The sequence below is a fragment of the Bacillus sp. 3255 genome (genome assembly GCF_031456485.1).
GTDB lineage: Bacteria > Bacillota > Bacilli > Paenibacillales > NBRC-103111 > Paenibacillus_E.
The window spans coordinates 95,562-109,252 of the sequence record NZ_JAVDUS010000017.1 but is presented as its reverse complement, the minus strand read 5'-3'; the positions used below and the strand labels follow the sequence as shown (position 1 = coordinate 109,252).

The window sequence follows — 13,691 nt, the reverse complement described above, 5'->3', positions numbered from 1 at the left end:
TGGGGAGCAATGAAGTCAATGAAGTCACCGTTATTGACCGTTCCGACAGATCAACCCTCCTCCCATTGCTGCTTTTGCAGTATGCAGTGCGGACTGGAGATCATACCGAGCGAGAAAACGTCCGGTCTCGTTACCAAGCCTAGTCCGAATTTCCCGGTTGCGACCGGCCGCCTCTGCCAAAAAGGGCTGAATGCGCTGGATCACGTCTTTCATGCCGGCCGCATTACAGAGCCTCTCCGGCAAGCCTCGAGCGGTGCGGAGCGGTGGCAAGCCACGACATGGGAAGACGCCTATGCGGACATCGCCGGCCGCATCATGAGCCTCCAGGCCGAGCATGGCGCCGATACCGTCGGCGTCTACGGCGGCGGCTCCTTAACCAACGAGGTGTGTTACCTGCTGGGTAAATTTACGCGGGTAGCGCTGAAGAGCAGATATATCGACTACAATGGGCGTTACTGCATGTCTTCCGCAGCGGCGGCGTCCAATCAGGCTTTCGGGATTGACCGCGGGATGACGATGCCCTTAACTGAAATTCCGAATGCCAAATATATTATTCTTGCCGGCACGAACATCGCCGAATGCCAGCCGACCATGATGCCTTACTTGCTGGAAGCCAAGAAGAAAGGCGCCATCATCGTCACGATCGATCCGCGCAACACGATGACCTCGAAGGTTTCCGACATTCATGTCCGGCTGCAGCCCGGCTTCGACTCCGTACTTATCAATGGCCTGCTGCACGTCATGGTGGAGGAAAAGCTTGTGGACGAACGCTTCATTCGCGAGCGCACGTCGGGCTTCGAGCATCTGCGGGAAGCGGTCAAGGCTTACACGCCGGCCAGAGTGGAAGAGCTGACGGGCGTTCTGGAAGCTGTCGTACGCACTATCGCCCGCGGCTTTGCCAAGGCGGAGACGGGGATCGTGCTGACGGCGAGAGGGCTTGAGCAGCAATCCAACGGTGTGGAAAATACGCTGAATTATATTAATTTATCGCTGGTCACCGGCAAAATAGGGCGCACCGGCTGCGGCTATGGGGCCGTTACCGGCCAAGCGAACGGTCAAGGCGGACGCGAGCACGGGCAAAAGGCGGATCAGCTGCCGGGCTACCGGCTGATCGAAGATCCGGCAGCCCGGGCGCACGTCGCCAACGTATGGGGCATCGACCCGGACGAACTGCCGGGCAAAGGCGTTTCCGCTTACGAGCTGCTGCAGAAGGTGGATCAAGGCGAGATCAAAGCGCTGATCGTGCTCGGCTCCAATCCGCTCGTCTCTAGTCCGAATAACCGGATGGTGGAGCGGGCGCTCCAGAAGCTGGAGCTGCTCGTCGTCATCGATATGTTCGAAACGGAAACGGCCCGCTACGCGCATTATCTGCTCCCGGGTTCGTCTTTCGCAGAAGCGGAAGGGACGATGACGAATCTGGAGGGGCGCGTCTTCCATCGCCGCAAGGCGGTGGAGCTGCCGGGCAATTGCAGGCTTGATTACCGCATCATTTCCGAGCTGGCGGAAGCGCTGGGACGCGGAGCCTATTTCCAATATGCAAGCATTGAAGAAGTGTTCAACGAGCTCGCTGCCGCGACTGCCGGCGGGAAAGCCGATTACAGCGGCATCACGTACCGAAGACTGCAGGAGGAGAAAGGCCTCTTCTGGCCTTGCCCATCCCCCGATCATCCGGGAACACCGCATTTATTCGCCGATCGATTCCATCATCCCGACGGCAGAGCCAAACTCTTCGGCATTCAGCCGAAAATGCCGGCCGAGCCGATCGACAGCGATTATCCGTTCATCCTGACAACGGGCCGCTTGGCCAACCATTACTTGAGCGGCGTACAGACACGCCGCACGGAAGCTCTGCACAAGAAAGCTCCCGTCCCTGTCGCTGAGGTGCATCCTTGGCTGGCGAAGCGGATCGGGCTTGGCATGGATAACAAAATCCGCATTACAAGCCGCCGGGGCTCACTCGTTGTCGAAGTCAAAGTGACGGAAGGCATTCAACCGCGCACGGTATTCGTCCCGTTCCATTGGGGCGACGAGCATTCGATCAATGTATTGACGAATGATGCGCTCGATCCGACGAGCCGGATGCCGGAATTTAAAATATGTGCCGTACAAGTGGAACGTGCATAGACCGTACTCAGCTTAGTTGGCTTGGCCAAAGCACTAAGCTGGTGCGGTCTTTTTCTGCGCCGAGAAGCTTTAATGCTGCCTGCTCGGGCGCTTCGGTGATGGGGACGCCGTTCCATGCGTCGACCACGATTTTGCGCAGCTGATGCTGCTTGAGCAGCTGCCGGAACATCAGCTTCAGCTCCTGTGCGGTAGCGGCATCGTCCTGAGGCTGGTCCGAGCCTGATGCCAGCCGGTAGACACGTTTGCCGTTATTTTCGATCCAATACAGCCACTCGCTGCCCCTAAGGGCCAAGTAGTTGCCGCTCTTGCGCGAGAAGGCGATACCGGATAGCTCCGGCCATGGGACCAGCAAGCCGAAGGGGTTAGCCGGATCGACGGCGCTTACGAGCGTGAAGGCGGGAGGGCGGTCGGGCACCGGTTCGGCCTTCTGCTGCAGCTGGCGGATGAATGTTTTAGAGGCGAACTGCAGAGCGTGCAGGTCGGCGATAAACAGCCCCCGGACGACAAGTCCCCATTCCTCCAGCTGGCGCAGTGCCGTATGAATCGCTTCCCACGGATACGGACAAAGCGTGGAAACGAGCTCTTTGGTCACCAAGCCGAAACGCTCCAGCAGGTGGTGCGTCCACTGCATGGCGGACGACTGGCGGTCGAAAGCCGGGTTATGCCAGGTGCTGAGGGCATACCACCGGCCTAGGCCGGACTGGAACTTATCCCCCTTCTTCGAGGGGGACGGTCCGGTTGCGTGCAGCCGAAGCGGCGCGAACTGATCGTTGGCGGCATGACCGTCCCAGACGAGCTGAAGAAGCTCTTCCAACAGGACGGACGGAGTTTGGCCGGTTTCCAGACCGAGCTTGCTCAGGAAGACGGCGCCCTTATTCTGCAGGAGGCCGAGCAGCTCCGGGCGGGATGGCGGCCTATGCTGCATGGCGGCGAGCCAAGGCTCATAGAGCGCTGAGCTTTCCGTCAGGAAGAAGGCGATGCGCCCTTCTTTCTCATCGGGGTCCTTGCGCCCGATCCATAGGATTTCACCGGAGGAACATAAAGTGTCGAGATCCTGCTTGCGGTAGCTTATCTGTCTGGCGGGAAATAGCACGGATTCCCAAAGTGAGACCGGAAGGAACAGTCCTTGCAGATCGGCAATGATGTCCCGAAGCGCTTCCATGCCCGGAGTTTCTACGCGGTCTGTCAGCTTTCGCATAAGCGGCATACGTGTCAGCATGGCGAGCGGGGAGATAGCCGAGCTATCCCGTCTGAGAATCTGCAGCGACTGGCGCACCAGGCGCGAGGCGACTTTGGAGCTTGTCCACAGCTCTTCCGTGTCCGGATCGGCGAAAGGTGCGGCTTCAATGGCCCGGGCTTGGACCGCTTCCGCTATCCATGCATCAACAGAATCAGTATCCAGTCCATAGCGGACCTGAAGCTCCATCGCGGTGAAAGACATTCTTCCGTCGGCATATCTTTGGAAGATGAACGTTCTGGCAAGAGGATCTTGGGCCAAGTCTTTGTAAAACTCCTCTTCATCCCGGCATATATACCGGATTACGCCGGCTGTAGAGACAGCTGCAGTTCGGCCCTGCGCCGTCAACTCACGCATCCACACCTCGATTTGCCCCTCCGCCAACGCTCCCGCCTTAGCAAGCTCGGAAGCCGATGCATCGCCTCTCTCTTTCAAATAACGGTAGACTTCCTGCGAGGAAGCCCACGGTTCATCTGCGCTCGTGAGCTTGCTTGCTTCTTGGGCTGCGACTTCGGGATCGATGGCATTGCGCACGGTTGCCTCTCCGAAAATATCGGCCGCCATCTGCCTGCTGAAGCCCAATAACTCCACTTGCAGATCCTGTGATAAGGCATCGGATTCATATATTTTCTGCGCTACATAATCGGCTTGGAACTGTGCCGCCAGCGGTGAAGGGAAGTGATTGCGGTGAAGAGCGAATTCGATGCCGCCTGCTTCGATGTCGTGCAGAATCGTGCGCAGATGCTCGAGATCGACCTGCTCTTCCAGACATTCGCGCATCGCCTCCTGAAAAAGCGGAAACCGCTCTTTGAAAGGCAGCGCTTCCTTCATCAGTTCCTGCCCGCGCAACCGCTTCAGCCAAGCCGGCATCCGGGTAAAGCTGCGGGATAGCAGCAGGGACGTCTCAGCGAGCCGCTGAAATGCTGCGCCGAACATGCCGGATTCCGCGACCGCCCCGATTATGTGAGGCTCCGCCTCCTCATAAGTGAGCGACATGACGGACTGGATGACCGCTTCCTGAAAGCTCGGGAAGATCAGCTCGATACCGTTGTCTTTGGCATTCGTATATAGGGCTTGGTGGCCTTCACGCTCGAGCTGTTTCTCCAGCGCCATGAGCCAAGTGCGGTTCACTTTGCGCCCGAACAGGCTGTGCAGCACATAGTGGGTCTGATTCTGCTCATCGGCGAACGATTCGATGACGACGGTCGTATCGCTCGGAACCGTATTCACCGCGATTTGATTGCGGATGAGGCTGATCAAGGCGCGGCTGGCTTCCGTATCGAAAGCGTAGCTTTCCATCAGCCATGCTTGCACGTCAAGGTCCCCTTCGGTGTGTGATTGCGCATGCAACCGGTCACGAAGCTCGCGCCACAGCTGCCCCGTCTGAACGCCTAGCTGGAACGATTTCCCACCGGTTTCCCCGCGCCAGAAAGGGATTTCGCTGTACCGGTTCTCGGCTTCCTGGACATAGATCCGCTCAGGCCGTTTGCGCACGATGCGCCATGAAGCCGTTCCAAGCTGGAATACGTCGCCGACCGACGATTCGTGAATGAATTCTTCATCCAGCTCGCCTAGATGAAGTCCGGTTTCGTTATGGTGCACGGGATAGGCCGTGCTCTGCGGTATAGTGCCCGCGCCTGTCAGCGCGGCCATCTGGGTGGCCGCCACCCGTTCGAGGCGGCCGGATTCGCGGTCCCATGCGATAAGCGGGCGCACGAAGGGGTATAATCCCGCGAGCACCTCCAGCATCGCGAGCCAGCGCTCCTGCGGCAGCTCGCGGAAGGAGTCGCTCCGGGCGAGCAGACGCGCGAGGCGCGTCACATCCAGCTCGTCGCCCAAGGCGGTCATGGCGACGAGCTGCTGCGCCAGCACATCGAGGCTGCCGCGCGGGATGCGGATCGCCTCGATGTCGCGCGCGGCAATGCGCCGGCTGAGCACCGCGAGCTCCGGCAGCAGGCTGCGGCTGCGCGCAAGCAGCACGCCGCGCGATACGCTGCCGACGGCGTGGCCGGCGCGGCCGATCCGCTGGATGCCTGCGGCAGCGGTGAAGGGCGAGTCGATCTGGATGACCAGATCGACATGGCCGACGTCGATGCCGAGCTCCAGCGACGACGTGGCGACGAGGCAGCGGAGCTCGCCGGCCTTCAGCTGGCGCTCGACCTCGAGCCGGATCTCGCGGGCGACGCTGCCGTGATGGCTGCGGGCGATTTCATGACCGACATGGTCATTGAGCCGCAGCGTGATCCGTTCGCACAGCCTGCGGCTGTTCGCGAAGATGAGGACCGTGCGGCAGCCTTCCATGAGCTGCAGCAGGCGATCAACCAGAGGCGTCCAGACTGCCTCCTGGTCAGCTCCTGCTCCTGCCCGCGCCGGCTCCGGCATGGTCACCTGCAGCGCGTAGCGCTTCTCGGCGCGGCTCTCGATGATCGCGACGGGGCGCGGCGTGTCCGCCTCCCATCCGCCGAGAAAGCGCGCGACCCGCTCGATCGGCTTCTGCGTCGCGGACACGCCGATCCGCTGAACGGCTCGTCCGCACCAGGCGTCGAGCCTTTCCAGCGTCAGCGACAAATGCATCCCGCGTTTGTCCGCCGCGAGATCGTGGATTTCGTCGACGACGATTTGTTCCACGCTCTTCAGCATCTCCCGCGCCCGCAGGGACGTGAGCAGCAGATAGAGCGATTCCGGCGTCGTCACGAGCAGATCCGGCGGATGCTTGAGCATGGACGCCCGCGTGCTCTGCGTCGTATCGCCGGTGCGGACGCCGACGCGAAGCCCTTGCCAGTCTTCTTGGGTGTCGAGTGTGAGCGTGGCGACCAGTTCCTCAATCTCCCGCATGAAATGAAACAGATGGTCGTGTATATCGTTATTCAGCGCTTTGAGCGGTGTCACCACCAGCACGCGTACGCCGGCCGCATAGCTGTCGCCCTCGCGCTGCTTCTTATGCAATGCGCTGTCCATGCAAGGCAGCAGAGCCGCCAATGTTTTGCCTGAGCCGGTAGGGGATGAGATCAGAGTGTGGGTACCGCTGCGAATTTGTTGCCAAGCTTGCTTCTGCACGTCGGTCGGCTCGCCGAAGCGCGATGTGAACCATAATTGTAGAATTGGGTGAAAATGGGCCAATGATTCATCCCGTGCCTGTTCTTGTTCCTGTGCCATTCGAGCGTCGCTCCTTACATGCAATTTCTTCCAACATAGCATAATGGCGGTGCTTACGCCAATCGGTTGATAGTGAAAATTTTATCCGACACTACCCTCCTAAAAATTACCAAGTCGACGAACCCATTTGATGTAGTCATTCGCTAAGAAGGAGAGTGTGTGTAGCTTGAAGCTCAAAAAAATCATCGCGACAGGCCTTGCCGTTGTTACGATCATGGGGAGCAGTACAGCCGTTATGGCCAAAGACAATGGGAATGGCAATGGAAACGGCAATGGTAATGGCAATGGCAATGGGAACGCTTATGGCAAGTGGAAAGACAACGGGAAAGCTGAAATTCATCTCACGTTTGAAGATTTGAAGAATGCAGAGTGGGCCATACGCTATATTGCAAGTTTAGCTTCGAAGCGTGTATTTGAAGGTTATGAGGATGGTACGTTCAAACCGCATAATACCGTGACGCGGATAGAAGCGATCACAGCAGCCGTTCGTCTAATGGGACTTCGCAGCCAAGCGGAATCATCGGCCGAAATGAGCACACGACTCAACTTCAAAGATGCGGATAAAATTCCTGCTTGGGCCGTAGGCTATGTGGCCGTTGCGTTAGAGAACGATCTGTTCTCGGAAAACGACGACATGGTGCAGCCTTCGAAGGAAGCGGACCGGCTGTGGGCGACGACGCTTCTCGTCAAAGCCTTGAAGCTGGAAGCCCAGGCCAAAGCGAAAATGAATACGACGCTGCCTTTCAAGGATGCGAAGCAAATTCCGGCCGGCTCTGTCGGCTATGTCGCTGTGGCGTTGGAAAAAGCGTTGATCGACGGCTTCGAGGACAACACCTTCCGGCCGAATCAGCCTGTGACGCGAGCGCAGCTAGCCGCATTGCTTGATCGGACTGGCGGTCAATTGCCGGATCAAACGAACGGCACGATAACAGGAACCGTGAATAGCGTTACGGGTACTTCCTCCTTGGTGATGACAAGTTCGGGCATAACGACGACGTATGCTCTGCATCCGGACGTTTTTGTGTACCGCAACGGAACCAAGGTAAGCCCGTCGGCCCTGCTGGCTGGGGACGAAGTGAAAGTGCGCACTTTTAACAATCAAATCATCTATATTGAAGTGACCAAATCTGTACAAACGACAATCTACAGCGGCATTATCAGTGCGGCGGTAGCGAACAATACATTGACGCTGACGAAGTCTGGCGTTACCTCTACATTAGCTTTCCATCCGGATATCGTCGCTTACCGCAATGGGGTTCGTGTGAGTCCGTACGAATTGAAAATCGGCGATGAAGTGAACATCCGCACGTCCGAGAACAAAGTCATTTACGTCGAAGTGATCCGTCCGGTCGTACCTGTTTCCACCAGCGGCACCGTTGCGGCGGCCGTAAGCGGCAATGTGCTGAAGCTTACCAAATCCGGCGTGACTTCCGATTATACGCTGCATTCAGATGTCGTCGTATATCGTAATGGTGTGAAGGTTGCCGTATCCGCTCTGCAGGTTGGCGATGAAGTCAATGTGCGGACATCGGAGAATAAAGTGATTTTCATCGAAGTGACGCGCACGGCGCAAGCGATCACCAATAGCGGGACTATTACAGCCGCTGTCAGCAGTAATGTGCTCAAGCTGGTGAAAGATGGCGTGAATTATGAAATCGTCGTGCATCCGGATGCGATCATATACCGCAATGGAGTGAAGGTTACCGCTGCCGCTCTGCAGGTTGGCGATGAAGTGAACGTTCGCACCTCGGAGAACAAGGCTATTTATATTGAAGTGACTAAAATGGTGCAGCCTATCATAACCAACGGGACGGTTAGCGCCACTGTTGTCAATAATGAGCTTAGGCTCACGAAATCGGGTGTAACTACGACATTTGTGCTGCATCCGGACGTCATCGTCTATCGTAACGGAGTGAAAGCGGGTGTGGGTGACCTCAAAATCGGCGATGAGGTCGATATTCGCACCTCCGACAATAAAGTCATTTATATTGAAGTGACGAAAATGGTGGATGCGAATGTGTCCTTCGATGTGACCGGCAAAATGAAAGGAACGACCCTCAATTCGGCAGGCGGCCTGGCGACGATTTCAATTGAGCGATCCGTAAACGGCAGTGTGCAAACGGTGGTCTATCAAGTCGCGTCCACTGTCACGATCTCCGGCAACCTGTCCTTGTTTAAGGAAGGGCAGCAGATTCAGCTGAAAGGGACGAATAATGTTGTTACTTCGATTACGGTTAAGTAATGGCGCGTTGGGAGTAGGAGTAGGAGTAGGAGTTCCAGGTTAAAGTGAGAGAGCAGGTGTAGAAGTTGGGGTTGTCGAGGAAGAGCAAGGGTGAGTGTAGGGGGAGTAAGGCAGGAGTGAAGTAGGAGTGAAGTAGGAGTAAAAGTAGTATAGCAGTAGCAAAGCAGTAGTGAAGAAGGTGTAAGTAAAAGTAAGGGTAAGAGTAGGAGTAAGTGATCGAGAGCAAGAGTAAGTGATCAAGAGCAAGAGTAAGTGAGCCGAGAGCAAGAGTAAGTGATCGAGAGCAAGAGTAATGATAGAACGGGGCAGGTACAAGTAGATAGAGAAGCAAGTGGAGTATGGGAATTTCGGTTAGCTTACGTACGGGTAGTAGAAGGAGCTAGTAGAACGGTGGTATGGGAGTAGGTAAGTGCAAGGGTAGAAGCAGAAGGCAAGGACCAGAGCAAAGCATGGACAGAAGTAGGAGTAGAAGCAGGAGCAGCAGCAGCAGCAGCAGGAGCAGGAGCAGCAGTAGCAGTGGCAGCAGTAGCAGCGCAGCGGAAAGTAGGAGCAGAAGCAGAAACAGAAGCAGAAGCATGAACAGTAGCAAAAGTATAAACAGTAGCACATCAGAAGCAGAAGCAAGAGCAGGACCAGCACAAGCAAAAAGCAAGAGCAGGAGCAGCACAAGCGAAAGTAGAAGCAAGAGCAGGAGCAGCACAAGCGAAAGTAGAAGCAGAAGCAGGAACAAAGATAGAAGTAGAATGAATTAGAAGTAGAAGTAAAAGTAGAAGTAGACTCAGGAGCAGCAGTAGCAGCAACATCAGTAGCGGCAGTAGCAGCAGCATCAGTAGCGGCAGTAGCAGTAGTAGCAGCAGAAGCAGCAGAAGTAGCAGAAGTAGTAGCAGAAGCAAGGACTAGAGCAAAACATGGGCAGAGCAGGTGCCGCAGCAGCGAGTAAAAGAAGGAATAGAAGTAGAAGCAGACGCAGGAGCAGGAGCAGAAACAGAAGCAGGAGCGAGTAAAAACAGTAGCAGTAATGGGAGAAGTAGCAAGAGCGGCGCAGGTGCGAGGAGCAGGAATGGAAGTAGAACGACAGTGGAAGAAGTCCCATGCGGGGCTTCTTTTTTTTGTGGCTACCTGGTGATGCATGGGTCCGCCCCCGCTAACGGACTGAGCGGCCCTTATTCATTGGGAGAGGGCCACGTTACCAATGTAACGGACACCAGTGCCGTTATTTGACCTAGTTGAACCCATTCTCGCCTAGGAATTGGCGAAATAAGGTCGCTGCTGTCCGTTAGAAAAGAAGCGGGATGCATTTCGCCCATATAACGGCTGCTGTGTCCGTTAGAGCTGTCACAGAGCTCTAGTCTTAGGTCGATGACCCATACGACATGGTTGAGAGCACAGCGACAAGGAAATAGGATGCGCTATTTTACAAAAAACAGTTAATCAGCCGTCGAAGGGGAAATAGGATTCCTTATTTCATTCAAAATGGCATGCCTGAGGCTATATTCCTGCAAATAAGGCACTATATTTCCGCTTAGCCAAGAAATCAGCCGATTTTATCGCAAATAGAGGAACGTATTTCCGCGCGCGCGCACGCAAAAAAATTAGCCCTCAATAAAGGGCTAAAATAACGGCGATATCATTATCGTTAAATTCAAAGGCGCCTTCCGCTGATTTGGTGAACTGGTGGCCTCTAGACTCAATATATTGGCAGAGCCGGAGCAGAATGCCAGGTTCCACGTTCAGGAGTTGTGACAGGGAAAACACGTTTTTTTGTTCGGCGATCACGTCTATCATGCGGGGTAAAAGCCTCCTAAAGATGAAATGTACTTGCTCTTATCATAGTACATGCCTGAGATCGGTTGTTGTCGAAATGTTGGGTTAACAAAACGTTCACATAGTGCGGGAGATCTTGTCTGCAACATAAAAGCCCTCGAATCCTCCAATGGAGGCTCGAAGGCTTACATGGATCCCTCTGCTGACGGAATCAGATCTTTAATTCCCCAAGCTTGATCAGTTCTACAACCGCTTGTGAACGACCCTTTACGTTCAGCTTTTGCATGACATTCATGATATATTATCAAATACCAACACGGAAAATGCTTATTTATCAAGGGAAAGGTTGATTTCACGTGACCAGGAACACTCCATTCGCGGGACCGATCACACCAGAACGGCAGAAGTTTAAGTTTATGCTAAAGCGTAATGAGGCGTTACAGCGGCGTGGATTACTGAAGTTACATATGGAGCAGAAGTTGAAAAGGATGATGAGGGATAAGTAAAGGAGCTGGAGCGTATGGATTTCGATTTTAAAAAGTTAGCGGAATAGACTTCTCCTGAGTTTGTAGAACACATTCAATCCTGTTTTATGGGGGATACGTATGGAAGTAGCATAATATCATCAGAAGTGTTGAGGGATTCGGAAAGGCTCTTTAAGATCAGAATCTTGGAGCGTTGGATGACCTCTCAAGAAAAACATCCTGCATTTACGATTTATCAGTTTTGTTTCAGGTATAAGAACAAAAGTTTCGAAACAACATTCAATGCATCATTGAACGAGCTGAAAGAACACCTAATGTGGGCGGAAAACCAACTCGCAACGAAATGAAACGGTTTTAAAGTGGATTGTGTGTGTGTTGTTTGGTTTTTAACATGGTATATTTATAGCATAGGAAATCGAGATGAGGGCAACACCCGAATAAACAATTGGTAAGCAGGCAGCGCCGCTGCATTGGTGAGAGAAGTAAGCACCGATGGCCGCGCATAAGCCCTGCTCTTTTTATTTCAGCGGGGATCGTCGCCCTCTTTTTGTTTTCCTTAAATCGCAGCGATTGAACAAAAATCTATGGTTGCTTTTCAGACGAGTAAAACCAGCTCGTTGCGATATGCGGTCCTGTAAAAACCATCTCCGTGGGATGACTCAGGACCGCGTTTTATAAAACTGCATTTAGAAAGTGAAATGATCTCTTCGTTCCACTCTTTAAGTGCGGTTAATCACGAATTGGAGGTTTTTAGAGTGAACACACGCTTTAACTCTACAACACTCAGAATCGACGGAAAGGAAGTCGGGAAACTTTACTCGTACACTTATCTCAACATTAGCAATGACACCGTGATTCATTTTCATGACGGTTCTAGCATGAATCTTACTCGATTGTCTAAATTGATGCATGAGGCATTCTTGAATAAGACCTTGAGAGGATGATTAGATATGAATCCATCCAACAAACCGAAACGCGAGAAGAAGAAGCCAAAGCAGCTCAGGGAAGCTGAAAAAGCACATGATGCCGGCATTTATAGTGAGGGATATCGGCATGGTTATCTTATGGGTTTGGAAGAAGGTAAAAAGCAGGCTCTTAGAATGGCATCTAAGGAATCTTAATGGTTCGACAGTCGAATGTGCGTTCTGGACGTGAAAATGGCTAATAAGTGGCAATGTGGGCTTTATATGACGGATTGAATGGAGAGATCGAAGTGATGCCGGATAACTATAGCGGATTTATTGGTAAGGAAGTAGCAGATCGGATCTTAGCTGTGATTAAAGAAGCCAAAGGTGAGGTTATCATCCCTTTGAGTCACGTTGGCAAACTCCAGTATGGTAGGTGTCCGAGGTGCAACGCGTTAAAGCACAGAGAAGACTTTTGTGAGTGCCAATTCAGCGAACGATTCTTTAATGATCCGGTTATCAAAGGTGTTCTGCAAGCCATGTTTACACAGTTCGAAAAGGGCATCCATGAGTATGACAAACCTCTTTCTGCTTGCGGTGATAATGAGTACGACTGGAAGAATATGATTATTGAAGAACTGGTCGATGTCGTGAAATATCAGCAGAAGGAAATCATGCGGTTGGAAAGGTTGTTGAATCCGTGAGAAGCATATTAAATGCGTTAATTACATTCGCCGTATTTTGGGTTAGTTCTAACTATTTCAGCGAGCATGTTCACATTGACAGCACTAAAACCATGATCCTGGCAACCTGTTTCATGGTGGTAATAAGCTATTTATTCACTTGGTTATTCGTGATCAGCCTTCTAGCCATTTCTGTTGGAGTCGGATGCGTAACGAGTGTGATTCTATTCATAATCGGACTGGTTTTGACTCCGGTCAAACTATGGCTCTTGTCTGCGTATTTGCCGGGATTCGAGGTTAGCGGGTTTTGGACGTATGTGATCTTGAGCGTAATTCTCAACGTCTTTAAAATTCGTTCTCGTACAAAACAAAAGGATGGCGATAAGTCTTGAAGCTAATCTTCCTAGACATTGATGGTGTCATGAATCATAGAAATTACATGGTACGAAGCAGATTACACATGATGCAAGAGTTTTGTCCGGTTGCTGTTCGTAATTTGCGTGAAGTGGTTAAACGCACTGGCGCTAATATTGTTCTTTCCTCGACTTGGCGAAAAGGATTATCGATCAAAGAAATTAAGAAGCTGTTTTCTTGGTATGATCTCGACAAGTATGTGATTGGGAAAACTCCAGTATTGGATTGGGAGATCCGCGGCAAAGAGATTCAGTTGTTTATGGATGAATTCAAGCTGCAACCGATCGAGAGTTTCATTATTCTTGATGACGATGACGACATGGGCAAGCTGCTGCCGCATTTGATTCACTGTAAGAGTTATTCAGGGTTTGTCAGTGATGAGAGAAGAGAACAGGCGATATTACTGCTTGGTGAAGTACCGATCGAGCGGAAATGAAAAACCACCAGCGGGGGCTAGTGGTTAGGTGGTTGTCACTCGGTTACTTCTCTAATTTTTTTGAATATCACTTCATAAGCTATCGCTACTTCTTGAGCCAATGATTCATTCATAGCAGAAGATGTTGATTTATCTGTTGGATTAATTCTAGAAATTAATGATAATGTCAACTCTTTAGCGATTTGTGCTTGTGTTTCTCTAGCAATTAGTGCCATATCGCATTCCACCTCCTTGTCCTATTTTGG

At 52.7% G+C, this 13,691-nt stretch carries 9 protein-coding genes and 1 pseudogene; 6 read left to right on the top strand and 4 right to left on the bottom strand.

Translation table 11 applies throughout. The features are described 5' to 3' along the window. The first annotated feature begins 9 nt into the window (after positions 1–9). Positions 10–2,124, top strand: a complete 2,115-nt coding sequence (locus J2X61_RS24235; protein ID WP_310191395.1) for a molybdopterin oxidoreductase family protein — start codon at positions 10–12, stop codon at positions 2,122–2,124. Between the two features lie 7 nt (positions 2,125–2,131). On the opposite strand, the gene J2X61_RS24230 is transcribed toward J2X61_RS24235, so the two are convergent. Continuing rightward, positions 2,132–6,517: a DEAD/DEAH box helicase gene (locus J2X61_RS24230; protein WP_310191393.1), complete on the bottom strand. Its 4,386-nt coding sequence runs from the start codon at positions 6,515–6,517 to the stop codon at positions 2,132–2,134. Between the two features lie 166 nt (positions 6,518–6,683). On the opposite strand from J2X61_RS24230, the gene J2X61_RS24225 reads away from it, so the two are divergent. After that, the gene (locus J2X61_RS24225) at positions 6,684–8,759 is read left to right on the top strand and encodes an S-layer homology domain-containing protein (RefSeq protein WP_310191390.1); all 2,076 of its coding nucleotides are present in this window, start codon (positions 6,684–6,686) and stop codon (positions 8,757–8,759) included. A gap of 1,599 nt (positions 8,760–10,358) precedes the next feature. Here the strand turns inward: J2X61_RS24225 and J2X61_RS24220 are convergent. Together J2X61_RS24220 and J2X61_RS24215 are read right to left on the bottom strand one after the other, a co-directional pair. Beyond that, entirely contained in the window at positions 10,359–10,544 is a 186-nt protein-coding gene (locus J2X61_RS24220; RefSeq protein ID WP_274470769.1) for a hypothetical protein, read from the bottom strand. 190 nt (positions 10,545–10,734) lie between these two features. Continuing rightward, positions 10,735–10,824, bottom strand: a pseudogene (locus J2X61_RS24215) (helix-turn-helix domain-containing protein); the annotation flags it as partial. Positions 10,825–11,958: 1,134 nt separating this feature from the next. Between J2X61_RS24215 and J2X61_RS24210 the strand changes: the two are divergent. Genes J2X61_RS24210 through J2X61_RS24200 form a run of 4 tightly spaced genes read left to right on the top strand, consistent with a single transcriptional unit; the run spans position 11,959 to position 13,446 of the window. Beyond that, a complete protein-coding gene (locus tag J2X61_RS24210) occupies positions 11,959–12,129 on the top strand; it encodes a hypothetical protein (RefSeq protein ID WP_310191388.1) in 171 nt (56 codons plus the stop codon). A 47-nt stretch (positions 12,130–12,176) separates the two neighbouring features. Further along, positions 12,177–12,617 carry a hypothetical protein gene (locus J2X61_RS24205; protein WP_310191387.1) on the top strand — a complete coding sequence of 147 codons (441 nt, stop codon included), beginning with the start codon at positions 12,177–12,179 and terminating at the stop codon, positions 12,615–12,617. Then, positions 12,614–12,988, top strand: coding sequence for a phage holin family protein (locus J2X61_RS36470; RefSeq protein ID WP_396135492.1), 375 nt, complete (start codon positions 12,614–12,616; stop codon positions 12,986–12,988). Before J2X61_RS24205 ends, J2X61_RS36470 begins: the two co-directional genes overlap by 4 nt. Further along, positions 12,985–13,446 (top strand): HAD domain-containing protein, encoded by a 462-nt coding sequence (locus J2X61_RS24200; protein WP_310191385.1) that lies wholly within the window; start codon positions 12,985–12,987, stop codon positions 13,444–13,446. Before J2X61_RS36470 ends, J2X61_RS24200 begins: the two co-directional genes overlap by 4 nt. 35 nt (positions 13,447–13,481) lie before the next feature. Here the strand turns inward: J2X61_RS24200 and J2X61_RS24195 are convergent, their stop codons facing one another. Further along, a complete protein-coding gene (locus J2X61_RS24195) occupies positions 13,482–13,661 on the bottom strand; it encodes a hypothetical protein (protein WP_310191384.1) in 180 nt (59 codons plus the stop codon). Between the last annotated feature and the right edge of the window lie 30 nt (positions 13,662–13,691).

Bases quoted from the DNA above. Each gene is read 5' to 3' on its own strand.
- J2X61_RS24235 (WP_310191395.1), top strand. From the start codon at position 10: ATGAAGTCAATGAAGTCACCGTTATTGACCGTTCCGACAGATCAACCC.
- J2X61_RS24195 (WP_310191384.1), bottom strand. From the start codon at position 13,661: ATGGCACTAATTGCTAGAGAAACACAAGCACAAATCGCTAAAGAGTTG.
- J2X61_RS24220 (WP_274470769.1), bottom strand. From the start codon at position 10,544: ATGATAGACGTGATCGCCGAACAAAAAAACGTGTTTTCCCTGTCACAA.
- J2X61_RS24230 (WP_310191393.1), bottom strand. From the start codon at position 6,517: ATGGCACAGGAACAAGAACAGGCACGGGATGAATCATTGGCCCATTTT.
- J2X61_RS24210 (WP_310191388.1), top strand. From the start codon at position 11,959: ATGAATCCATCCAACAAACCGAAACGCGAGAAGAAGAAGCCAAAGCAG.